This is a genomic window from Rhodococcus sp. NPDC047139 (assembly GCF_040643435.1).
Taxonomy (GTDB): domain Bacteria; phylum Actinomycetota; class Actinomycetes; order Mycobacteriales; family Mycobacteriaceae; genus Rhodococcus.
In genome coordinates this window covers 15166-37804 of sequence record NZ_JBEYUH010000009.1, presented here as the reverse complement: position 1 = coordinate 37804, position 22639 = coordinate 15166, and the positions used below count along the sequence as shown (strand labels likewise).

Sequence of the window (22639 nt, the reverse complement as noted above, 5' to 3'; positions counted from 1 at the left end):
GGGGGAGCACCGGAACGACCCGGGACGTGCTGTGACACCATTGACAGCCGTGACAGGCAGACCAGATTCGTCCCCCCGCTCCGACACTCCTCGCACACTGACGGCCGGCATGCCCGTCGTCACGATGATCGGCGGAGGTCAGCTCGCGCGGATGACGCATCAGGCGGCGATCGCACTCGGTCAGACGCTGCGCGTGCTCGCGGGCAGCCCGGACGAGCCCGCCGCGCAGGTGAGCCCGAACGTGGTGCTCGGCAGTCACGACGATCTCGACGCCCTGCGCCGCGCCGCGACCGGCGCGCACGCGCTGACCTTCGACCACGAAGGCGTCCCCACCGAGCACCTCGAGGTGCTCCAGCGTGAAGGGGTCGCGGTGCTGCCGCCCCCGCAGGCCCTGATCTACGCCCAGGACAAGATCGCGATGCGCAATCGCCTCGGCGAACTCGGCGCACCGATGCCGAAATTCGCGGAGATCACGTCCGTCGACGACGCGCGCGCCGCACTCGGCACGCTCGGTGACCCTTATGTGCTCAAGGCTGCACGCGGCGGCTACGACGGGCGCGGCGTGTGGATCCTCGACGACCACGCGGAACTCGAACGGGTCGTCGCCGAGCAGCTCGCGGCCGGTGTCCCGCTGCTCGCGGAGGAGAAGGTCGAATGGCAGCGGGAACTGTCCGCGATGGTCGCACGGTCCCCGTTCGGTCAGGGCGCGTCGTGGCCCGTCGTCGAGACGGTGCAGCGTGACGGGCAGTGCGCCGTCGTCATCGCTCCCGCCCCGAACCTTCCCGAGGACGTCGCCGCCGCTGCCGAGCAGCTCGCCCTGCGGATCGCCGGGGAACTCGGCGTCGTCGGCGTCATGGCGGTCGAACTGTTCGAGACCCGCACCGGCGAACTCGTCGTCAACGAACTCGCGATGCGTCCGCACAACTCCGGGCACTGGGGGATGGACGGCGCCCGCACCGGACAGTTCGAGCAGCACCTGCGGGCCGTCCTCGACTACCCCCTCGGCGACACCACCCCCATCGCGCCGGTGACGGTGATGGCCAACGTGCTCGGTGCGCCGGAGGCGCCGGCGATGAGCATGGACGAGCGCCTGCACCACCTGTTCGCCCGGATGCCCGACGTGCACGTTCACCTCTACGGCAAGGGCGAACGCAAGGACCGCAAGATCGGCCACGTCAATGTGCTCGGTGCTCCGGGCGGGTCGATCGACGACTCCGACTACGTCGCCGCGGTGCGCGAACGAGCGGAGCGCGCGGCGCACTGGCTCTCGCATGCGGTGTGGACCGACGGTTGGAACGAACACACGGGAGAAAGCGGTGAGTGACGTGGCGCAGGGTGCACAGGTCGGCCTGATCATGGGAAGCGATTCGGACTGGCCGACGATGCAGGCGGCTGCCGAGGCGCTGGTGGAGTTCGGGATCCGCTTCGAGGTGGGTGTCGTGTCGGCGCACCGCACGCCGCAGCGCATGCTCGACTACGCCAGGGACGCCGCCGGTCGCGGCATCAAGGTCATCATCGCCGGCGCCGGCGGCGCAGCTCACCTTCCCGGCATGGTGGCCTCCGCCACCCCGCTGCCCGTGATCGGCGTGCCGGTTCCGCTGAAATACCTCGACGGCATGGATTCGTTGCTGTCCATCGTGCAGATGCCGGCCGGTGTCCCCGTGGCCACCGTCTCGATCGGTGGTGCCCGTAACGCGGGTCTGCTCGCAGCGCGCATTCTCGGCGCTTCGGACCCGGCGCTGCGTGAGCGGATGGAGCAGTTCCAGGCGGGTCTCGAGCAGATGGTGCTCGAGAAGGACGAGGCGCTGCGGCAGAAACTGCTCGGCTGACGGAGTATTCCGGCCCGAGTTCGTAGCGTCGTAGGCTGACGAGATGAGAGAGGCCCGGGGTCCGGGCAGGGCAGCGCGCGCGTCCCGCGGTGTGCCGACGGTACGCGCCGTCTCGGCCCTCGCACTGTGCTGGGGGAGGCTCTGGGGTGGCTCGGTGTCGTTAGACGACGAGTTCGGCCTGTACGTCTGCACCGGCATGCGCGGCGGCTTCGCGCGCGGCGGCACGACCGTCGGTGGGGTATTTCTCACCCGGAGACCGCCCTCGCGCAGGTTGCTGCGCCACGAAGCGGTGCACGTGGACCAGTGGGCCCGCTACGGCATCGGCTTCGCGGCGCGCTATCTGTGGGAGGAACTCCGCAACCCGGGTACGCGCAACCGATTCGAGGTCGAGGCAGGACTCGCCGACGGTGACTATCGCACGGAGCGCGGGATCACCCGTCGAGACGAACCGTGATCTTCTCGCTCGCCACGCGGCGCTCGGTCGCCCCCGGATCAGGATTGCTCACCTGCACCAGCGACGCTCGTGCGGCGAGGACCGCGAGCAAACCGTCGACGAGGTCGTCGGGCTGCGACCAGGAACGGGAGGACAACACACGGTCGCCGTTGCCGATACCTGCTCGCGAGGCCGAATCCGCGGCTGCGTCGCGAACTTCCGAGAGGGATCGCCCGGCGAGTACCGCCTCGCCCGAACCGGAGGACCGGAACTGGTCGCCGTGCATCCGCACGTCCGTAGCGTAGTCGGTGATCCCGGGCGGCAGGTCGCGCACGGGTGCTCCGAAGGCGTCGAGTGACAGTGCGGCGACCTCGGCGACCGTGTCCACCTCATCCAGTCGGTCGGGGGTGACCAGAGCGAGGTCGGCGTCCGCATCGGCCTCGAGGACGACCTCGGCCCCGGCCCACCACGCACCCAGCAGGACGGCGGCACTCTGCCAGTGGGCGGGGAGCAACACCGAGACCCGGCCGCCGGGAAGGACACCGAACTGGTCTCGGATCATGTTGGCGGTCTTGGCTGCCCAGTTCGCCAGGGTGAGGGCCGACAGTTCGATGCGTGCGCCGGTCGCGTCGTCGTACCAGGTGATTCGCGGCCCCGCCGGATCGTCGGCGAGGATCGGGTCGAGCAGAGCATCGGTCAGAGTCGTCACGAACTACCTTCTTCTCGGATTACTTTTCACGCAGCTGTCGGTTCACGTAGCTGTCAGTTCACACAGCGGGGGCCGTCGGATCCCGCGTCTATCGGCGGCCCGGGAGGAGCCGGGGTAGCGGTGCCTCCGGCCGGGCTCAGCTCCGTATCGGAATCCGAGTCCGAGGTGGACGAACCGGAATAGGACGACGAGCCGGGACCGGTGTAGTCGCCGGCGAGGACCACCCGCACTGTGCCGGAAGGAAGCGACGGGTCGGACGCGGTGTCGAGGCCGCCGAGCTCCGCAGCCACAGCGCGAACCTCGTCGGAGTCCTCGTCGGCGCCGAAGACGGTCGATGTGCCCACCCCCGAGCCGGTGTAGTTGCCCACGACGCCTTCGAGGTATCCCTCTGCCGACAAGGTCACGGAGACCTCCGAAGCCAGACCGGACACCGAACCGGCATTGGCGATATCCACCGTGACGGCCGAGGGGTCGATGTCGGGTGCGGGCACCTCGGAAGAGGTGGTCTCGCTGCCGTCGGGCTCCCGGCCGATCAATTCGGCCACGAAGTCGCGCACCTCGTCCGGGTCGACCTGCACGAGGGACTCGCCGTAATCGGTCATCGCATTGATGTCCTGCACCGGGATCGTCGCGAACTTCACGTCGCCCCCGGCCAGACCCTGCAACTCGGTGGCGAGCGCCATGATGTCCCAATCGGAATCGAGCACCACGGATCGCTGCACCGCCGCGGTCAACTGGCTCACCTTCGAGGGGTTGGAGAGGGTCTTGGCGCTGAGCACCTTCTGGGCCAGCGATGCCATGAACACCTGCTGGCGCACGATCCGGTCGAGATCACCCCGGGGCAGGTCGTGACGCTGCCGGACGAAGCTCAACGCGTCCGAGCCGTCGAGGGTCTGCACACCCGCCTCGAACTTCGCGCCCGAGAGAGGCTCGTCGACGGGTGCGTTCAGGCACACGTCGACACCGCCGACGGCATCGGTCAGCAGCACGAACCCGAGAAGTCCGATCTCGGCGTAGTGGTCCACCGTCACGCCGGTGAGATTGCCGACCGATTCGATCAGCGCCTCCCGGCCGGACAGAGTGGACTCGGCTTCGAGCTCGGCCTCGCTCGTGTCGGCGTCCGCCTCGAGGAGTTCGGTACGCCGGATCGCCTTCGTGGCCCCGTAGGCCGCGTTGATCTTCGACATCCCGATCTCGGGCACCTCGACGTAGGTGTCGCGGGGGATCGACATCGCGGTGGCCGACCGGCCGTCGTTCGGTATCCGGAGCAGGATGATCGTGTCGGTGTTGTTCGCCACCTCTTCACCCGCCCGCAAGGCGTCGAGTTCGCGTTGTGAGAGGGGGTTGCCGTGCGCATCGGTGCGGCTGTCCGTGCCCACCAGCAGGATGTCGACGGCGCCGTCCTCTCCGTCGCCGAGTGAGAGGCCGCGGACCGAGGCCAGGGACGACCGCAGGGAGTCGATACTGCGCCACGCCATACCGGTGACGACGAGGACGAGGCACGCGGCGATCGCCACGACAAGCTGCCACGGCCTGCCGCTGTACACCCGGACTTCTCCCGACCTGTCCGCGGCGGGAGGACGCGGTTCGCGGCGTCCGGTGCGCCGGGACTGCCCGGCGCGGGGCCCGGGCCGGTACCTGCCGTCGGCAGCTGTCGGCTCGCTCGCGCGGGGGCGACGTCCCGGCGGCGTGGGACGCCTTCCGGTGCGGCGACGCGGCTCTGGCGGCACCTGGTGCTCCTCCTGTGACGATGCTCGATGGTCGACGGCTCTTGATTGAAGGCTACTTGTGGCGGCGGTCGCGCGGCGCACACCACTCCGGCGTGCCAGACTTCTCCGAGTGCGTACAGTCCTCGTCACCGGAGCCCGTGGCCAGCTCGGCCGGCACCTCGTGAACCGCGGCACGGCTGCGGGAATCCCGATCCGCGGCGTCGGATCGTCCGAGGTGGACATCACAGATCCGCAGGCCGTGGCCGCTGCTGTAGAACCCGGTTGCGTGGTCCTGAACGCGGCGGCGTACACCGCTGTCGATGCCGCCGAAACCGACGAGGCCCGGGCCGCCGCCGTCAACGGCACCGGCCCGGGCGTGTTGGCCACCGTGTGCGCGGACAAGGGCGCACATCTCGTCCACGTCTCCACCGACTACGTCTTCGCCGGTGATGCCACCGAGCCCTACCGGATCGACGCGCCCACCGGTCCGCGCACCGCCTACGGCCGTACCAAACTCACCGGGGAACGAGCGGTGCTCGAACGGCTGCCGTCCGCGCATGTCGTGCGTACCGCCTGGGTGTACACGGGCGAGGGCACCGACTTCGTCGCCACCATGCGGCGGCTCGAAGGTGAGCGCGACATCCTGAGCGTGGTCGACGACCAGCGCGGCTGCCCCACCTACGCGCGTGACCTGGCGGACGGACTGCTCGAACTCGCCACGCGCGCCGACCGGATTCCGGGCGGGATCCTGCACGCGACCAATGCAGGGGAAGCGACGTGGTTCGATCTCGCCCGGGCGGTCTTCGAGGAGATCGGCGCCGACCCCGAGCGGGTGCGGCCCTGCGGCAGCGACGAGTTCGTCCGGCCGGCTCCGCGCCCGACCTACTCGGTCCTCGACGGCAGCGCCTGGATCGATGCCGGACTGACTCCCTTGCGGCCGTGGCGGGAGGCACTGCACGAGGCGATCATCGGGGACGGCACGACGCCTGCCGTGCGATGACGTGCGAGGAATCGGCCCGCGAGGTGGCCGACCCGATCGAGGTCGCTAAGGTGACCGGCGTGGATTCGAAGCTGGCCGTGGTGACGGTGACCTACTCGCCCGGCGAGCACCTCGAGAACTTTCTCACCTCGCTCACCTCTGCGACAGTTCTGCCGACGCAGGTGATCCTGGCCGACAACGGTTCGATCGACGGTGCTCCCGAAGCTGCCGAGTCGGCGCACGCGAACGTCCGTCTGCTCCGAACCGGCGGGAACATCGGTTACGGAGGGGCGATCAATCGCGCCGTCGCCGAGGTCGACTCCTCGGCAGAGTTCGTGGTGGTCGCGAACCCGGACGTGCAGTGGGCCCCCGGCTCGCTCGACGAACTGCTCGAAGCGGCGAGTCGCTGGCCGCGGGCGGGTTCGCTCGGGCCGTTGATCCACGAACCCGACGGGAGCGTCTATCCCTCGGCGCGTGCCGTCCCCACTCTGGTCTCCGGTGCCGGTCACGCGCTGCTGGGCACCGTGTGGCCGGCCAACCCGTGGACACGCCGCTACCGGCAGGAGAACGAGGAGATCAGCGAACGCCCCGTGGGGTGGCTCTCCGGATCGTGCCTTTTGCTGCGCCGGGCCGCTTTCGACTCGATCGACGGCTTCGATTCGCGATACTTCATGTACATGGAGGACGTGGATCTCGGCGACCGGCTCGGGCGGGCAGGCTGGCTCAACGTGTACGTGCCGTCCGCGGTGGTCACCCACGCCAAGGGGCACGCCGCCGGTCGGCACCCCGAGCTGATGCTTCCGGCACATCACGAGAGTGCCTATCGCTTCCAGGCGGATCGGCACCCCCACCGGTGGCAGGCGCCGCTCCGGTGGGCGTTGCGGGCCGGGCTCGGGGTGCGGTCCCGCCTCGCGGTCGCAGCTGCCGTGCGAGAGCGTCGAAACGGGAGGACCGACCAGAACACGCCGGTCGGCACGACAGTGGACAAGGGGAGACGATGACGAGTGATTCGGCACCGCACACCGACGCGGTGATTCTGGTCGGTGGACAGGGCACGCGGCTGCGGCCGTTGACCTTGTCGGCACCCAAGCCGATGCTGCCCACCGCCGGGGTGCCTTTCCTCACCCACCTCCTCGCGCGGATTCGTGAGGCCGGCATCAAGCACGTCGTCCTCGGCACGTCGTTCAAGGCAGAGGTGTTCGAGGAGTACTTCGCCGACGGTTCCGATTTCGGCCTCGAGATCGAGTACGTCACCGAGACCGAGCCTCTCGGTACCGGTGGCGGCATCCGCAATGTGCTGCCGAAGCTGCGCGCGGAGAACGTCATGGTGTTCAACGGCGACGTGCTCGGCGGCACCGATCTGGGTGCGGTGCTCGACACCCATGTGCGGACCGAGGCGGATGTGACCCTGCACCTCGTGCGGGTGAGCGATCCGCGTGCGTTCGGATGTGTGCCCACCGATGCAGACGGCCGGGTGACCGCCTTCCTCGAGAAGACCCAGGATCCGCCGACCGACCAGATCAACGCCGGCTGCTACGTCTTCCGCCGCGAGATCATCGAGCAGATTCCGTCCGGTCGTCCGGTCTCGGTGGAGCGGGAGGTGTTCCCGACCCTGCTGACCGAGGGCAAGAAGGTGTACGGACATGTCGACGCGGCGTATTGGCGCGATATGGGAACCCCGGAGGACTTCGTCCGTGGATCGGCCGACCTGGTGCGCGGAATCGCCCCGTCGCCGGCGCTTCCGCCGCAGCGTGGAGAGTCGCTCGTGCATCCGGGTGCCTCGGTCGCTCCGGGGGCGTTGCTGATCGGTGGCACTGTCGTGGGCCGTGGTGCGGAGATCGGTGCCGGTGCCCGGTTGGACGGCGCGGTGATCTTCGACGGTGCGCGGGTCGAGGCCGGTGCGGTGATCGAGCGGACCATCATCGGGTTCGGTGTGCGGGTGGGTCCGCGGGCCCTGATCCGTGACGGTGTGATCGGTGACGGCGCCGACATCGGTGCCCGGTGCGAGTTGCTGCGCGGGGCCCGGGTCTGGCCGGGAGTGAAAATTCCCGACGGCGGTATCCGGTTCAGCACCGACGTGTGAATCGAGAGGCAGAGGTGAGCTTCGAAAGGTATGTAGCGCTCGGGGATTCGTTCACCGAGGGTGTCGGCGACCCGGATCCCTCGCGTCCCAACGGGGTTCGCGGATGGGCCGACCTCGTCGCCGGGGAACTGGCGCGCCGTTCCGACAACTTCGCATATGCGAATCTCGCGATCCGGGGCAGACTGCTGCGACCGATCATCGACGAGCAGCTCGAGACGGCAGTGTCGATGCGTCCCGATCTCGTGACGATCTACGCCGGCGGCAACAACCTCATGCGTCCCAGGCTCGACCTCGACCAGCTCGCGGCGGAGTACGACGAAGCGATCGGGAAACTCGCCGCGACCGGTGCCCGTGTCCTGATGTGGACGGCCTACGACGGGAGCTGGGCGCCGGTCTTCGGGATCCTGCGTGGCCGCTGGGCGGTGTACAACGAGCTCGTCCGCGAGATCGCGGACCGGCACGGCGCGGGCATCGTCGACTTCTGGCGCTTCGACGAGTACCGGGATCTGCGCATGTGGGACTTCGACCGGTTGCACATGTCTGCTGCGGGACATCACAACATGGCCCTGCGGGTGCTCGACCTGCTCGGTGTCGAACACGGCCTCGGACCGGTGCAGTTCGAGGAGGCACCCGTCCTCACCCGTGCTCAGGAGCGTGCTGCGGACCGCGCGTGGATGCGCGACTTCTTCGTTCCGTGGGTGGGCCGGCGGCTGCGCGGCGTGTCCTCGGGCGACGGCATCACCCCGAAGTATCCCGGACTCGGACCGGTCCGGTTCTGACATCCCGCTCGTCCCGGCAGACCCGCCGGGACGAGCGCGGAGACATCAGCGATGACGCCGTGCCGCGGCGAGGCGGACCAGGTGCGCGATCGTCTCGTGCTCGGCTTCGGCCGGTAGCGCGTCGACCGGCCACCACTGCAGGTCGGTCGACTCGTGACTGCGGACGGGGCGGGCGCCGGACGGGGCGGTCACCAGGAAGCGCAGGTCGAGGTGGCGGGTGGGAACGCCGAGCGAGCAGGTGATCGGATGCGTATGCGCCGACAGCAGATCCGGGTCGATCACGAGACCTGAGATGCCGGACTCCTCGGTGGCTTCTCGCAAGGCGGCATCGACGACAGTCTCGTCGGCCGGCTCGCAGTGCCCGCCGAGCTGGATCCACCGGCCCACCCGTGGATGCAGTGTGAGCAGGACGTTCCGGTGGTCGGCGTCGAGCACGATCGACGACGCCGTGATGTGTCCGGGGGCGTGCTCGCGAAGACAGCCGTCCGGTGCCGAGTCGAGGAATGCCAGCATCGTGTGCCGGAGGGACTCGGCGTCGGGTGAGTCCGTGCGCCATGCGGAGAGTCGATCGATCGCGGAGTCGTGGAGTGAACGTGCCGACACGGCTACAGCTCCACGAAAGCGTCGCCCGGTTCCGCGGGTTCGCGCGGGCCGGTTTCGGTGACCGGATGGCCCACGGCGATCGCACCGAGTGGCGACCAGTCGGCGGGTAATCCGAGTTCCTCGCGCACGATGTCCGGCGCGAAGATCGTCGATCCGATCCAGCAGCTGCCCAATCCGCGGGTTGCCAGGGAGACGAGCAGCCCCTGTACGGCCGCGCCCACCGCGACGGTGAACATCGTCTCCTCCGCGGCGGTGCGTCGCGGGTCGGGGTAGTGGTGGGCGCCGTCCATGACCCGGAACGGCACTATGACCTCCGGGGCGTCGTAGAGGATCGAGCCGCGTTCGAGTCGACGTTCGACCGCAATCGGCTCCAGTCCGTCGCCGGCGAGATCTTCCGCCCAGCGGTCGCGCATACGATCGAGCAACCGGCGGCGGACCTGCTCGGTACGGACCCAGACGAAGCGCACCGGGCGGGTGTGGTGTGGCGCCGGGGCGGTGAGCGCATCAGCGATCGCATCGCGGAGATCCTCCGGATCCACCGGTTCGCCGGAGAACTGCCGCACCGAACGGCGCAGGAGGAGAGCCTCGTTCCGGCCACGCTCGAGCGCCTCGGCGGTGCCGAGCCAGAACAGGTCCTCCTCACCGTTGCGGATCAGCTCACGTGCGGTGGATCCGTCGTCGCGCAGGTCGAGGCCGCGCACCACGGCGACCGGAACGCCCCCGAGTTTGCCCTTGACGAGGTCGCCGGCCGCCGCGATCTCGTCGGCGACAGCCACCTCGGTCACCTGCAGCTCGTTGCCCTGCCCGTCACGGGAGCCCGCGTAACCGTGCAGGACGGGGATCCCGGACGAGCCGATCGCGGCGTCGGTCTGTCCCACCCGCCAGGCCCGGCCCATCGTGTCGGTGACGACCACGGCGATCCGTACGCCGAGCGCCGCACCGATCCGCTCCCGCAGGGCAGCGGCACTGGCGTCGGGATCTTCCGGCAGCAAGGCGAGTTCGGCTCCGTCGACATTGGACCCGTCGACTCCGGAGGCCGCCTGCACGATGCCCAACCGGTTCTCGGTGATGAGGGTGCGCCCCTTGCGTGCCAGGACGCGGACGGCTTCCTGGTTCACGAGACGGCGGCGGAGGGCGTCGCGGCTGTCGGGGTCGGTGGGTGCGGACACGATCCGCCCTTCGACCTTCGAGACCACCTTGCTCGTGACCACGAGGACGTCCCCGTCGGCCAGCCACGGTGCGGCCTGGGCGATGGCCGCGGCCAGGTCGTCGCCCGGCCGGAACTCGGGGAGTCCGCGTACGGGCCGGATCTCGATCGATCCGCCCGGAGCGTGGTCGCGCACGGTGGGGTCGGTGACGGCGTCAGGAGACATCACGGGGTTACTCCGGCGAGCTCGAGGGCGGCGCGGGCCATCTCGGCCGTCGCGTCGGTGTCGGTCATGAGCAGTGGTACGGATCGGACCTCGACACCCGGCACTTCGGCGCGATCGGTCGAGTGCACGAGCCATCCGTCGAGAATGCCCGTTCCGGAGCGGGCTCCGTAGTACCTGCCGACAGCTTCGGCGGTCGTCTCCACCCCGATGACGTCCAGGCATGCATCGGCCATCCCTCTCAGGGGCTTTCCGTCTATCACCGGGGACAGGCCGACGACCTTTGCGGACGTGGTGCGCAGTGCTCCGCGGATACCCGGGATCGCAAGAATCGCGCCGACACTCACGACGGGATTCGAGGGTGCCAGCAGGACGGCGTCGGCATTCTCGATCGCCTCGAGCACTCCGGGAGCGGGCTTGGCGTCGTCTGCTCCGATATGGGCGAAGCTGTGGGTAGGTACCTGGGCACGGTGGCGGACCCACCACTCCTCGAAGTGCACGGCGCGTTGCTCACCGTCCTCGGGATCGGTGATGACGACGTGGGTCTCGCTGCGGTCGTCGGATACGGGCAGCAGGTCGACACCCGGCTTCCACCGCGTACACAGGGCCTCGGTGACCGCAGAGAGGGGATAGCCGGTCCTGAGCATCTGGGTCCGGATGAGATGCGTGGCGATGTCCCGGTCACCGAGACCGAACCAGTCGGGGATCGCACCGTAGGCGGCGAGTTCCTCCTTCGCGTTCCACGTCTCGCCGGCGCGGCCCCAGCCGCGTTCCTCGTCGATCCCACCGCCCAGGGTGTACATGCAGGTGTCGAGGTCGGGACAGATCCTCAGCCCGTGCATCCAGACGTCGTCGCCGACGTTGACGATCGCCGTGATGCGGTGCGGCGCGTCAGGATTCGGTTCGACTCCCGGAGAAATATCGAGAAGTCGGCGCAAACCTGACAGAAAACGCGCCCCACCTACACCTCCGACCAATACAGTCACATTCACGGCCCAAGCCTAAGCGGTGCGCTTCGTACCCCGTTGCGCACCGTCCGAAACGTGTTTCGGCAAAGCGGCCGATGATATGTGAACAACGCCGCTCCGCTTGACCACGACACGCCCGAAGTGTCTAATCACATACATGTCATTCGAAAATCGAATTCGAGATTCCTTGCGGTGAACCCGCATTCGAACGAGTATTCGAAGGATGGCAGCGGGTTGATCCCCGGTCATGATTCGGCGCTGCAGGTGAGGAGGGACTATGGCCGGCGAGCGCGACAGCTCGGAGCTCACTCGGAGCGACACTGCAGTCGACTCTGTCTGTGACGACCCGGATGTGGGGGTGCCCGTCCTGAGTTTGATCTCAGGATTCGGTGATCCCGCGGACGGCGAGGAGCAGTGGCAGGAGCGTGCGCTCTGTGCGCAGACCGATCCGGAGGCATTCTTCCCCGAGAAGGGTGGCTCCACCAGAGAGGCCAAGCGCATCTGCATGGGTTGTGAGGTACGGGACGATTGTCTCGAATACGCACTCGCTCATGATGAGCGGTTCGGAATATGGGGCGGGCTTTCCGAGAGGGAACGCCGTCGCCTCAAGCGCGGAATAGTCTGACGCAGGGTTCGGCCCGGTACGGGGAGTACGGGACGAGGAAACACCGAGTCGGACGACGAAGGTCGGGTTGCGGCCGTGGGGGACGAGCAACCCGGCCTTTGTCATTTCTGCCCGAAGGCGTTCAATCCTCTTCGTCTTCACCGAGCGTCGGATCCACCACCTCCGGCTCGATGCCGAGATAAGTGGCCACCTGGTGCACGAGAACGTCGTGGACCAGATCCGTCAGATCGTCGGGATCCTTGGCGCGGACTTCGAGCGGCCGCCGGAAGAGCACGATCCGAGCGCGGGTCGCGGCGCCTCGTCGATCGATGCCCGCAGGCACGAGCCGGGACAGCGGCACCGGCCCGTCCGCTACCACCTCGTCCGGCCAGTTCACCGAGTCCGGGTCGCGCGCCCGGATCTTCGGGACCTCGTCGACGGCGATGTCGAGCTTGGTGAGACGGTTGTGCCAACGCGCGTCGATCGGGGCGAACGCCCCGAGTACCAGAAGGTCGAATTTCTCGGCGCGGGTCTTCCATGCCGGCAGGCTCTGTGGGAACAGCGGGCCGCGGATCCCTCTGCCGCGACGCGCCACGGAGCGGGACGAGACTGGGCGGGAACGGCGTGGGCGGACCATGCCATGGACATTACGACACGAAAATCCTTCCTCCGTTTCGGTGTGTCCGAATAGTCCCGCAGCGTTCGAAGCGATACGCTCCCAGTCGTGAGAACACTGCGTCGATGCTGCCGGCCTGGGTGCAAGAACCCTGCTGTTGCGACGCTGACCTACGTGTACTCGGATTCCACTGCCGTCGTCGGTCCCCTGGCGACCGTCGCGGAACCACACTCGTGGGACCTCTGCGAGATGCACGGTTCGCGCATCACCGCTCCCAAGGGATGGGAGCTCGTCCGGTACGAGGGCGCGTTCTCGTCGGCCACCCCCGACGAGGACGATCTGACCGCCCTCGCCGAGGCCGTGCGCGAGGCCGGCTTGGGCGACCGGTCCCGTCCGGACTCCGACGAGGACGGCGCCGAAGAACCTCAGCGGGCCGTCGTGCCCCCCACCGCGCGTACCGGCCGACGTGGTCACCTGCGAGTTCTTCCCGATCCGACATCTTGAGCAGTTCGCACTAGGCTGAGCGGAGCCCGAGGTCGCGGAGGACGGCATCGGACGAGTCGAGCTTCAGGAGCGAATACAGTGGCGAGAGCTGCAGAGTCGGTATCAGCGGTCATCAAGGCGTACGACGTCCGGGGCGTCGTCGGAGAGCAGATCGACGAACAGTTCGTCCGCGAGGTCGGAGCGTCGTTCGCACGCCTGTTGCGCAGCGAGGGCAGCGCGGACCGGGTGGTCATCGGCCATGACATGCGTGCCTCGTCGCCGACACTGTCGCAAGCATTCGCCGAAGGTGTCACCGGACAGGGCCTCGACGTCGTGTTGATCGGACTCGCGTCCACCGACCAGCTCTACTTCGCCTCGGGACTGCTCGATGCGCCCGGTGCCATGTTCACCGCCAGCCACAATCCTGCCCGGTACAACGGGATCAAGCTCTGCCGTGCCGGTGCCAAGCCGGTCGGTCAGGACACGGGCCTGGCGCAGATCTCGGCCGAGCTCGTCGCCGGTGTCCCCGAATACGACGGCGAACGAGGCAGCGTCACCGAGCGCGACGTCCTCGAGGAGTACGCCTCGTTCGTCCGTGGTCTCGTCGACCTCTCGGAAATGCGACCGCTCAAAGTGGCGGTCGACGCAGGCAACGGGATGGGCGGGCACACCGTGCCCGCAGTGTTCGGTGCATTGCCCGTCGAACTGGTGCCGCTGTACTTCGAACTCGACGGTACGTTCCCCAACCACGAGGCCAATCCGCTCGACCCCGCGAATCTCGTCGACCTCCAGCGTCTGGTCGTCGAATCCGGCGCCGACCTCGGCCTGGCCTTCGACGGCGACGCCGACCGCTGCTTCGTCGTGGACGAGCACGGCGAGCCGGTCACGCCCTCGGCCGTCACGGCGCTCGTCGCCGCGCGCGAGCTCGCCAAGGAACCCGGTGCCACGGTCATCCACAATCTGATCACCTCGCGTGTGGTGCCCGAACTCGTCGCCGAGCAGGGCGGCAAGCCGGTGCGCACGCGCGTGGGGCATTCGTTCATCAAGCAGCAGATGGCCGAGACCGGTGCGGTCTTCGGCGGGGAGCATTCGGCGCACTATTACTTCCGCGATTTCTGGGGTGCCGACTCCGGCATGCTCGCTGCGTTGCACGTACTCGCCGCGCTCGCTTCGCAGGACGGACCACTCTCGGAGTTGATGAGCTCGTACAACCGGTACGCGGCCTCGGGGGAGATCAACTCGACGGTCGCCGATGCCACCGAGCGCACCGAAGCGGTCGTCACGGCGTTCGAGGATCGGGCAGTGTCGATCGACCGGCTCGACGGTGTCACCGTGGACCTGCCCGACAACGCTTGGTTCAACCTGCGGGCGTCCAACACCGAGCCACTGCTGCGGCTCAATGTGGAAGCGAGTACGGACGGCGAGGTCGAAGCGTTGGTGAAGGAGATCCTTTCTGTCGTTCGTGCGTAGACGGAGGGTCAACGGGAATAATCGAAGTGCCGGTACATGGCGTGCCGGTACCGGTTCGGCGAAGCACCTGGGTCGATTCGGGGCATCGCCGAGGCCGGTCAGCCAAAGCGCCGAGGTCGCGGCGGCAGAAGGAAGGTGATGCGGTCGTGACGGCACCCTCGCCGCTGTTCGACTTCGACGATGCGGGTGGTCTGCTCGCCGCCGATGTCGACGGCGTCCTCAGAAGCGCGGCTCTCGGCGGCGCGCAGATCAGGTCGGTCGCAGCATCCGTCGACGAAGGACTGCTCGACCGGCTCACCGACATGCATCCTCGCAGCGTCGTTTTCGTCGGCACGGATGCTCGTGCCCGGGCGGCCGCAGAACTGGTCGTGGCGTTGCTCGGTGGTCAGGCCGGGGTGCCCCTGGTATCCGCGCCGACCACTCCACCTTGGGTGGGTGCGCTCGACATCGTGGTCGTCTCCGGGAACGACGCCGGAGATCCGGAGTTGGCGCGCAGCGTCGACGCGGGACTGCGCCGCAGCGCGGAGGTCGTCGTGGACGCACCCGACGAGGGCCCGGTGCGGGCGGTCGCTGCCGGCCGGGCGATGACGCTGTCGCCGCGGGTTCCTGTCCGGACCCGTTACGTGCTCGCCAGGCACGTCGCGGTGTTCTGCGCGGTGCTCGGGATGCTGCAGCGCGCTGTTCGGCTCGCCGGGGTCCCCCCGCTCACCGAGGTGGCCGATGCGGCCGACGCGGAAGCTGCGCGCAACCATCCGGCGAACGAGGTCTTCCAGAATCCGGCGAAATCCCTCGCCGTGCGCATGCAGTCGCGACGCGTGGTCTTCGCCGGGGACTCCGCTGCGACCACTGTGCTCGCCCGGCACGCTTCGGAGTCTCTGCTCCAGGCAGCGGGAGTGGTCGCGGGTGCCGCAGCGCTGAGCGACGTGCTCGCCGCCCGGGACCGGCTCATGGACGTCGTCACCGCGAGCGGAGAGTCGTACGACCCGTTCTTCCACGACGAGGAACTGGACGGACCGGCGCCGATCACGCCGGCTCGCGTGTTCGTGTTCAGCACCGACCCCGACCGATCGGCGGCGCAACGCAGGACGGCGGCGTTACCCGACGTGGAGTTGACCTCCGTGATCGGAGAGTTCGAGTCGAGTGCGGTACCCACCGTGCTGGAACAGGTGGCAGCGTTGACCGTCCGCACAGAGATGGCAGCCGCATATCTCGGATTGGCAGGGGGGAGATAGTGCACCGGCTCGAAGGTGCGGTGCGCTCGTACGCCTGGGGATCGCGGACCGCGATCGCTTCGCTGCGCGGCCGCACCGTGCCGTCCGATCATCCCGAGGCCGAGTTGTGGCTCGGTGCCCATCCGGCGGATCCTGCCCGCGTGGTGGACGCGGACGGTGGACAACAGTCGCTGCTCGACCTGCTGTCCGCCGATCCGCCGCAGCATCTCGGTGACCGCGCCGTGGGAACCTTCGGTCCCCGGCTGCCCTTCCTCCTGAAACTGCTGGCTGCAGAGGAGCCCTTGTCGCTGCAGGCGCACCCCAGTGCCCGCCAGGCGGCCGAGGGCTTCGCGCGGGAGGAAGCACTGGGCATTCCCGTCGATTCCCCCGTGCGCAACTACAAGGACGCGAGCCACAAACCGGAACTCGTGGTGGCGTTGACGCGCTTCGAAGCGCTTGCCGGTTTCCGCGATGCGAAACGGACGGTGGAACTCTTCGAGGCGCTGGCGGTGCCGGAACTCGATCCTTATGTGGGGCTCCTCGCCGGTCAACCCGATTCCAGCGGTCTGCGGGCGCTGTTCACCACGTGGATCACCTTGCCTCCGCCTGCTCTGGGGGCACTGCTGCCGCGGGTACTCGACGGTTGCGTGACCTATCTCGCGTCCGGTCGCGAGCGCGAACGCGATTTCGTTCCCGAAGTGCGTACCGCTCTGCAACTTGCCGACTTCTATCCCGGCGACGCGGGAGTTCTCGCGTCGCTGCTGCTCAACCGGATCACCTTGAAGCCGGGGGAGGGGCTCTATCTCGACGCAGGGAATCTGCACGCGTATCTGCACGGGATGGGCGTCGAGATCATGGCCAACTCCGACAACGTGCTGCGCGGCGGTCTCACGCCGAAACATGTGGACGTGCCGGAACTGCTGAGAGTGCTCGACTTCGATGCGGCCTCGGTACCGATCCTCGAAGCGGAGCCGGAGGCCCCGGACGGTGTGGCGACCGGGGCGCCAGTGGAACGGCGCTATCGCACTCCGGCACCGGAGTTCATGTTGTCGCGAATCGATCTCGGTGCGGGTGAGGTGCTCCGGGTCGACGCGGACGGACCGCAGATCCTGTTGTGCACTGCCGGGATCGCTCGCGTGGAATGTGGCGGGGAGACGGTGAACCTGAAGCCGGGCGATTCGGCGTGGTTGTCGGCCCGCGACCGGGAGCCCACCGTCCACGGATGCGCTGCGGACACGCTGGTGTTCCGCGCCCGGCTCGGCGACCTGCCGGGAATGCCGGTCGTCGACGAATCCTGAGAGCTGTTCCCGCCAGGAGCGGGATCACCCGGAAGGCGAAGCTCGAACGAGCTCGCCTTCCGTCGTTTCCGGACGGATCACAACATTTACAAATTCCTCAAAATGTCTAGACCTCTGACGAATGTGGATCTAGAGTCAAACCTAGAGTGGTGTGCGTCACCAGTTCGATGAGGTGCGCGCCATCGACGGGGATATCGACGGGGATGAGGAGAGACGACATGAGCACGGCATCGGCGGAGTCGCGCGAGGAACCCGAACTCCACTGGCGCGACCGCAAGCGACACCTGTGGCTTCTGGGCCTGGTACCGCCCACGGCATTGTTCCTCGCCACAGCGCTCGTGTGGGCAGGCAACCAGCTCGGTTTGCAGAGCATCACCCCGATCCTGTGGTGGATCGGGCCCATGCTGGTCTACGTCTTCGTTCCGACCCTCGACCTGTTCATCGGACCCGACGGTGAGAACCCACCGGACGAGATGTTCGAGCAGCTCGAGAACGATCGTTTCTACCGATACTGCACGTATCTCTACCTGCCCTTCCAGTTCGCGTCACTGATCTTCGCCTGCTATCTGTGGTCGGCCGACGATCTGTCCTGGCTCGGTATCGACGGCGGTCTCGGCGTGGTATCCGCGATCGGTCTCGCAATCTCCGTCGGCGTGGTTGCGGGTATCGGCATCAACACCGCGCATGAACTCGGCCACAAGAAGGTCGAATTCGAACGCCGACTGTCGAAGTGGGCCCTCGCCCCGTCGTTCTACGGCCACTTCTACATCGAGCACAATCGTGGGCATCACGTTCGCGTGGCGACTCCGGAGGATCCCGCCTCGGCGCGGTTCGGGGAGAGCTTCTGGCGTTTTCTGCCGCGCAGTGTGGTCGGCAGCCTGCGCTCGGCGTGGCGGCTCGAGCGCGCCCGTCTCGAACGTCTCGGCAAGCCGGTGTGGAGTGTGCACAACGACGTCCTCAACGCGTGGGCGATCTCGGTGGTGCTGTACGCGGTACTGCTCGGCGTGTTCGGTCTCGGTATCGCTCCCTACCTCGTGATCCAGGCTGTGTTCGGGTTTTCGCTTCTCGAGGTCGTGAACTATCTCGAGCACTACGGGTTGCTGCGGCAGAAGACCGGCAAGGGTCGCTACGAGCGGTGCTCACCCGCGCACAGCTGGAACAGCGACCACCTGGTGACGAACATCTTCCTGTACCACCTCCAGCGTCACAGCGACCATCACGCCAACCCCACCCGTCGCTACCAGACGCTGCGCAGCATGGAGGTCTCGCCTCAGCTGCCGGCCGGTTACGCGACGATGATCACCCTCGCCTATATCCCGCCGCTCTGGCGCAAGGTCATGGACCCTCGCGTGCTCGACCACTACGACGGCGACATCACGCGTGTGAACATCGAGCCGCGTCTGCGGGAGAAGATCCTGGCACGCTACGGCTCGACGGATTCCGCTGTCGGGGAAGGGAAGTGATCTAGTTGTCGGCATACCGTTGCCCGGTCTGCGATTTCGTTTACGACGAGAGTGCCGGTGCGCCCCACGAAGGATTCCCGGCCGGGACCCCGTGGGATGCCGTGCCCGACGACTGGCCCTGTCCCGATTGCGGCGTCCGCGAGAAGATCGACTTCGAGGAGCACGTTCGATGAATACCGATTACCGATTGTTCCGGTGTCTCGTGTGCGGCTTCGAGTACGACGAGGCCGAAGGGTGGCCCGACGAGGGCATCGAACCCGGCACCCGCTGGGAGGACATCCCCGACGACTGGTCCTGCCCGGACTGTGGCGCGGCCAAGGCGGATTTCGAAATGGTGGAGATCGTCCGCCGGTGAGCGGCAGGCCACACCGGAAGGGCGCGGCGCGTGGCGGCTTTGACGCACACCCGCCTGCGTGAGAGCGTTCCGACCATGTCGACCGCGCGCGTTCCCTTCCACGAGGCCAGTCGGGTGTTGTTGCGTTCGACAATTCTCGATGCCATGCGTGAGCTTCTGGCCGAACGCGACTGGTCGGCGGTCACCATGAGTGATGTCGCCCGAACCGCAGGCATCAGCCGCCAGACGCTGTACAAGGAGTTCTCCTCCCGGCAGGGACTCGCCCAGGGCTACGCGCTGCGTCTGGTCGACGAGTTCGTCGACGCGGTCGCCGACTCCGTGTACGCGCATGTCGGGGACGCGCGTGCCGCACTCGTCGACGGATTCGCCTTCTTCTTCGAGGCGTCCGCCGCCGACCCTCTCGTGCGGTCGCTGCTCGACGGGGAGGCCAAACCCGACCTGCTCCGCCTGATCACCACCGACGCCGCCCCGATCCTCGAACGCGGCGCAAGCCGTCTCACCGAGACCTTCCACCACAGCTGGATCGGGGCGTCCGAGACCGACGCGGGCATCCTCGCACGCGCTGTCGTGCGGGTCGCGCTGAGTTTCGTCTCCATGCCCCCGACCTCGGGGCGCGACGTGGCCGCCGACCTCGCCGATCTGCTCGTGCCGTTCGTGGAACGAGCGGGAGTACACGGCTGACCGGCTCCGCGGCCCTACCGGAGTGCGACCGAACCGATCGTCGCGCAGGTTGTATAGCCTGGAACCAACATCGTCTGCCGACAGGAAGAGGCATCTGCACGTGTCTGACACCACGCTCGTCGCCGACCGGGTCAACGGTCTCGATTTCAAGGTCGCCGATCTGTCCCTCGCCGAATTCGGCCGCAAGGAGATCCGGCTCGCGGAACACGAGATGCCGGGCCTGATGGCGCTGCGTCGCGAATACGCGGAGGTGCAGCCGCTGAAGGGCGCACGGATCTCCGGTTCGCTGCACATGACGGTCCAGACCGCCGTGCTGATCGAAACGCTCGTCTCCCTCGGCGCGCAGGTGCGTTGGGCCTCGTGCAACATCTTCTCCACTCAGGACCACGCCGCCGCGGCCGTCGTCGTCGGCCCGCACGGGACGGTCGAGGAGCCGAAGGGAGTCCCGGTCTTCGCCTGGAAGGGCGAGACGCTCGAGGAGTACTGGTGGGCGGCCGAGCAGATGCTCACCTGGCCCGGCGAGCCCGCCAACATGATTCTCGACGACGGCGGTGACGCCACGATGCTCGTACTCAAGGGTGCGCAGTTCGAGAAGGCGGGTGTCGTCCCGCCGGTCGACGACGAGCAGGACTCCGCCGAGTACCAGGTCTTCCTCGAGCTGCTGCGCCGATCGCTGGCAGCCGACTCGAAGAAGTGGACCACCGTCGCCGAGTCCATCCAGGGCGTCACCGAGGAGACCACCACCGGCGTGCTGCGCCTGTACCAGCTGTCGGCGGGCGGCGAACTCGCGTTCCCGGCGATCAACGTCAACGACTCGGTCACCAAGAGCAAGTTCGACAACAAGTACGGCACCCGGCACTCGCTGCTCGACGGCATCAACCGCGGCACCGACGTTCTCATCGGCGGCAAGGCCGCCCTCGTGTGCGGTTACGGCGACGTCGGCAAGGGATGTGCCGAGGCGCTGCGCGGGCAGGGTGCGCGTGTGTCGGTCACCGAGGTCGACCCGATCAACGCGCTGCAGGCCATGATGGACGGCTACGACGTCGTCACGGTCGAGGATTTCATCGGCCAGGCCGACATCGTCATCACCGCAACCGGCAACAAGGACATCATCACCTTCGAGCACATGAAGGCGATGAAGCACCAGGCCATCCTCGGCAACATCGGCCACTTCGACAACGAGATCGACATGGCCGGCCTCGAGCGGGCGGCCGACGTCACGCGTATCAACATCAAGCCGCAGGTCGACGAGTTCCGGTTCGCCGACGGGCATTCGATCATCGTCCTGTCGGAGGGGCGCCTGCTCAACCTCGGCAACGCCACCGGCCACCCCTCCTTCGTGATGAGCAATTCGTTCGCCAACCAGGTGATCGCTCAGATCGAGCTGTGGACCAAGCCCGACGAATACGACAACGAGGTCTACCGCCTGCCCAAGCACCTCGACGAGAAGGTCGCCAAGATCCACGTCGAGGCGCTCGGCGGCAAGATCACCAAGCTGACCAAGGAACAGGCCGAGTACATCGGTGTCGACGTCGAAGGTCCGTACAAGCCCGAGCACTACCGCTACTGAGCCCGCCCACTCGACGGGAATCACAGGGCACATGGGTGATCTGATCGTCGTCGAAGGTCTCGACGGGGCCGGCAAACGGACGCTGTCCGCCGGCCTCGTCGAGACCTGGCGCGAGGCAGGACTCACGGTCGCAACGCTGGCCTTTCCCCGTTACGGGCACTCGATCCATGCCGATCTGGGTGCGGAAGCGTTGCGAGGGCATCACGGGGACACCGCCGCGAGTGTGGAGGCGATGGCGTTGCTGTGGGCACTCGACCGTCGTGATGCAGCCGACGAGTTGCGCAAGATGCTCGCCGACAACGACATCGTGCTGCTCGATCGGTACGTCGCATCCAACGCCGCGTACACCGCGGCGCGCCGGAACCAGGACGCCACCGGCCCTGCGGTGGACTGGATCCGCCGGCTCGAATTCGAACGATTCGGGCTTCCGGTGCCCGATCTGCAGGTGCTGCTTCGGGTTCCCGTCGCACTGGCTGCGGCGCGGGCCCGTAACCGGGCCGCGACCGAGACGGATCGCGACCGCGACGCCTACGAACGCGACTCCGGTCTGCAAGAGCGCACCGGCGAGGTGTACGACGGGCTCGCGCAGCAACACTGGATGTCTCCGTGGGAGGTCGCAGGCCCGCAGACCGCCCCACGACAACTCGCCGTTCACATCTCAAATCTGCTTCACAACGGTGAAGGAGTGACACGATAGAGGTTATGAAGCCGAGGATTCTGGTAGTCGACGACGACACTGCGCTGGCCGAGATGCTCACCATCGTGCTGCGCGGCGAGGGATTCGAACCGTTCGTGGTGGGTGACGGTACGCAGGCGCTCGGCGCCGTGCGGGAGATCCGTCCCGATCTCGTCCTGCTCGACCTCATGCTTCCCGGTATGAACGGCATCGACGTGTGCCGGGTGCTCCGAGCCGATTCCGGTGTTCCGATCGTCATGCTCACCGCCAAGTCCGACACCGTCGATGTCGTCCTCGGCCTCGAGTCCGGTGCCGACGACTACATCGTCAAACCGTTCAAGCCGAAGGAACTCGTGGCGCGGGTGCGGGCACGGCTGCGCCGCACCGAGCAGGAACCCGCCGAGGTCCTGACGATCGGCGACATCACCATCGACGTGCCCGCTCACAAGGTGACTCGTGGCGACGAAGCGATCTCGCTGACGCCCCTCGAGTTCGACCTGCTCGTGGCTCTCGCACGCAAGCCGCGTCAGGTGTTCACTCGTGAGGTCCTGCTCGAACAGGTCTGGGGTTACCGGCATGCCGCCGACACCCGGCTCGTGAACGTCCATGTCCAGCGACTGCGTGCCAAGGTCGAGAAGGATCCCGAGAATCCCGAGGCGGTGCTCACGGTACGGGGGGTCGGCTACAAGGCCGGACCACCGTGATCCGTACCTACCGGCTTCGGCGGCGTATCACGCGAAGGACGCTGCC

The 22639-nt window shown here is 67.6% G+C and carries 25 protein-coding genes; 19 read left to right on the top strand and 6 right to left on the bottom strand.

The window, feature by feature from the left end; all coding sequences use genetic code 11:
* The first annotated feature begins 49 nt into the window (after positions 1 to 49).
* Genes ABZ789_RS13445 through ABZ789_RS13435 form a run of 3 tightly spaced genes read left to right on the top strand, consistent with a single transcriptional unit; the run spans position 50 to position 2283 of the window.
* Positions 50 to 1324 (top strand): 5-(carboxyamino)imidazole ribonucleotide synthase, encoded by a 1275-nt coding sequence (locus tag ABZ789_RS13445; RefSeq protein ID WP_358424378.1) that lies wholly within the window; start codon positions 50 to 52, stop codon positions 1322 to 1324.
* On the top strand, positions 1317 to 1829 hold the full coding sequence (purE, locus tag ABZ789_RS13440; protein ID WP_358424376.1) for a 5-(carboxyamino)imidazole ribonucleotide mutase: 513 nt from the start codon (positions 1317 to 1319) through the stop codon (positions 1827 to 1829). The genes ABZ789_RS13445 and purE overlap by 8 nt, the downstream gene beginning before the upstream one ends.
* Before the next feature lie 43 nt (positions 1830 to 1872).
* Positions 1873 to 2283 (top strand): hypothetical protein, encoded by a 411-nt coding sequence (locus ABZ789_RS13435; protein WP_358424374.1) that lies wholly within the window; start codon positions 1873 to 1875, stop codon positions 2281 to 2283.
* Here the strand turns inward: ABZ789_RS13435 and ABZ789_RS13430 are convergent.
* Positions 2261 to 2971 carry a TIGR03089 family protein gene (locus ABZ789_RS13430; protein ID WP_358424372.1) on the bottom strand — a complete coding sequence of 237 codons (711 nt, stop codon included), beginning with the start codon at positions 2969 to 2971 and terminating at the stop codon, positions 2261 to 2263. The genes ABZ789_RS13435 and ABZ789_RS13430 overlap by 23 nt on opposite strands.
* A 53-nt stretch (positions 2972 to 3024) precedes the next feature.
* A complete protein-coding gene (locus ABZ789_RS13425) occupies positions 3025 to 4518 on the bottom strand; it encodes an LCP family protein (RefSeq protein ID WP_358424370.1) in 1494 nt (497 codons plus the stop codon).
* 292 nt (positions 4519 to 4810) lie between these two features.
* On the opposite strand from ABZ789_RS13425, the gene rfbD reads away from it, so the two are divergent.
* Genes rfbD through ABZ789_RS13405 form a run of 4 tightly spaced genes read left to right on the top strand, consistent with a single transcriptional unit; the run spans position 4811 to position 8521 of the window.
* Positions 4811 to 5680, top strand: coding sequence for a dTDP-4-dehydrorhamnose reductase (gene rfbD, locus ABZ789_RS13420; RefSeq protein ID WP_358424368.1), 870 nt, complete (start codon positions 4811 to 4813; stop codon positions 5678 to 5680).
* A 59-nt stretch (positions 5681 to 5739) separates the two neighbouring features.
* Positions 5740 to 6660: a glycosyltransferase family 2 protein gene (locus ABZ789_RS13415; RefSeq protein WP_358424366.1), complete on the top strand. Its 921-nt coding sequence runs from the start codon at positions 5740 to 5742 to the stop codon at positions 6658 to 6660.
* The gene (locus tag ABZ789_RS13410; protein WP_358424365.1) at positions 6657 to 7742 is read left to right on the top strand and encodes an NDP-sugar synthase; all 1086 of its coding nucleotides are present in this window, start codon (positions 6657 to 6659) and stop codon (positions 7740 to 7742) included. Before ABZ789_RS13415 ends, ABZ789_RS13410 begins: the two co-directional genes overlap by 4 nt.
* Before the next feature lie 14 nt (positions 7743 to 7756).
* The gene (locus ABZ789_RS13405; protein WP_358424364.1) at positions 7757 to 8521 is read left to right on the top strand and encodes an SGNH/GDSL hydrolase family protein; all 765 of its coding nucleotides are present in this window, start codon (positions 7757 to 7759) and stop codon (positions 8519 to 8521) included.
* A 45-nt stretch (positions 8522 to 8566) separates the two neighbouring features.
* On the opposite strand, the gene ABZ789_RS13400 is transcribed toward ABZ789_RS13405, so the two are convergent.
* Genes ABZ789_RS13400 through cofD form a run of 3 tightly spaced genes read right to left on the bottom strand, consistent with a single transcriptional unit; the run spans position 8567 to position 11486 of the window.
* Entirely contained in the window at positions 8567 to 9124 is a 558-nt protein-coding gene (locus ABZ789_RS13400; RefSeq protein WP_358424362.1) for an NUDIX domain-containing protein, read from the bottom strand.
* Between the two features lie 2 nt (positions 9125 to 9126).
* Entirely contained in the window at positions 9127 to 10497 is a 1371-nt protein-coding gene (locus tag ABZ789_RS13395; RefSeq protein ID WP_358424657.1) for a coenzyme F420-0:L-glutamate ligase, read from the bottom strand.
* On the bottom strand, positions 10497 to 11486 hold the full coding sequence (gene cofD, locus ABZ789_RS13390) for a 2-phospho-L-lactate transferase (protein ID WP_358424360.1): 990 nt from the start codon (positions 11484 to 11486) through the stop codon (positions 10497 to 10499). Before cofD ends, ABZ789_RS13395 begins: the two co-directional genes overlap by 1 nt.
* A gap of 334 nt (positions 11487 to 11820) precedes the next feature.
* Here cofD and ABZ789_RS13385 point away from each other — a divergent pair, with 334 nt between their 5' ends.
* Positions 11821 to 12087 (top strand): WhiB family transcriptional regulator, encoded by a 267-nt coding sequence (locus ABZ789_RS13385; protein ID WP_167388378.1) that lies wholly within the window; start codon positions 11821 to 11823, stop codon positions 12085 to 12087.
* Positions 12088 to 12208: 121 nt separating this feature from the next.
* On the opposite strand, the gene ABZ789_RS13380 is transcribed toward ABZ789_RS13385, so the two are convergent.
* On the bottom strand, positions 12209 to 12703 hold the full coding sequence (locus tag ABZ789_RS13380) for a metallopeptidase family protein (RefSeq protein WP_358424358.1): 495 nt from the start codon (positions 12701 to 12703) through the stop codon (positions 12209 to 12211).
* Between the two features lie 87 nt (positions 12704 to 12790).
* Here ABZ789_RS13380 and ABZ789_RS13375 point away from each other — a divergent pair, with 87 nt between their 5' ends.
* The 11 genes from ABZ789_RS13375 to mtrA all read left to right on the top strand — a co-directional run bounded on the left by ABZ789_RS13375 (position 12791) and on the right by mtrA (position 22593).
* Entirely contained in the window at positions 12791 to 13186 is a 396-nt protein-coding gene (locus ABZ789_RS13375) for a DUF3499 domain-containing protein (protein WP_358424356.1), read from the top strand.
* A 78-nt stretch (positions 13187 to 13264) separates the two neighbouring features.
* A complete protein-coding gene (locus tag ABZ789_RS13370; protein ID WP_358424354.1) occupies positions 13265 to 14635 on the top strand; it encodes a phosphomannomutase/phosphoglucomutase in 1371 nt (456 codons plus the stop codon).
* Positions 14636 to 14781: 146 nt separating this feature from the next.
* Complete coding sequence (locus ABZ789_RS13365; RefSeq protein ID WP_358424352.1) at positions 14782 to 15867, top strand: tobH protein; 1086 nt, start codon at positions 14782 to 14784, stop codon at positions 15865 to 15867.
* On the top strand, positions 15867 to 17144 hold the full coding sequence (gene manA / locus ABZ789_RS13360; RefSeq protein WP_358424350.1) for a mannose-6-phosphate isomerase, class I: 1278 nt from the start codon (positions 15867 to 15869) through the stop codon (positions 17142 to 17144). Before ABZ789_RS13365 ends, manA begins: the two co-directional genes overlap by 1 nt.
* A gap of 218 nt (positions 17145 to 17362) precedes the next feature.
* Complete coding sequence (locus tag ABZ789_RS13355) at positions 17363 to 18607, top strand: alkane 1-monooxygenase (protein WP_358424348.1); 1245 nt, start codon at positions 17363 to 17365, stop codon at positions 18605 to 18607.
* A gap of 5 nt (positions 18608 to 18612) precedes the next feature.
* The gene (locus tag ABZ789_RS13350) at positions 18613 to 18780 is read left to right on the top strand and encodes a rubredoxin (protein ID WP_358424346.1); all 168 of its coding nucleotides are present in this window, start codon (positions 18613 to 18615) and stop codon (positions 18778 to 18780) included.
* The gene (locus ABZ789_RS13345) at positions 18777 to 18962 is read left to right on the top strand and encodes a rubredoxin (protein ID WP_358424344.1); all 186 of its coding nucleotides are present in this window, start codon (positions 18777 to 18779) and stop codon (positions 18960 to 18962) included. Before ABZ789_RS13350 ends, ABZ789_RS13345 begins: the two co-directional genes overlap by 4 nt.
* Positions 18963 to 19037: 75 nt before the next feature.
* Entirely contained in the window at positions 19038 to 19643 is a 606-nt protein-coding gene (locus ABZ789_RS13340) for a TetR family transcriptional regulator (RefSeq protein WP_358424342.1), read from the top strand.
* Positions 19644 to 19743: 100 nt separating this feature from the next.
* The gene (gene ahcY, locus ABZ789_RS13335) at positions 19744 to 21213 is read left to right on the top strand and encodes an adenosylhomocysteinase (RefSeq protein WP_358424340.1); all 1470 of its coding nucleotides are present in this window, start codon (positions 19744 to 19746) and stop codon (positions 21211 to 21213) included.
* A 31-nt stretch (positions 21214 to 21244) separates the two neighbouring features.
* Entirely contained in the window at positions 21245 to 21910 is a 666-nt protein-coding gene (locus ABZ789_RS13330; RefSeq protein ID WP_358424338.1) for a dTMP kinase, read from the top strand.
* On the top strand, positions 21907 to 22593 hold the full coding sequence (mtrA, locus tag ABZ789_RS13325; protein ID WP_358424655.1) for an MtrAB system response regulator MtrA: 687 nt from the start codon (positions 21907 to 21909) through the stop codon (positions 22591 to 22593). The genes ABZ789_RS13330 and mtrA overlap by 4 nt, the downstream gene beginning before the upstream one ends.
* Positions 22594 to 22639 lie beyond the last annotated feature (46 nt).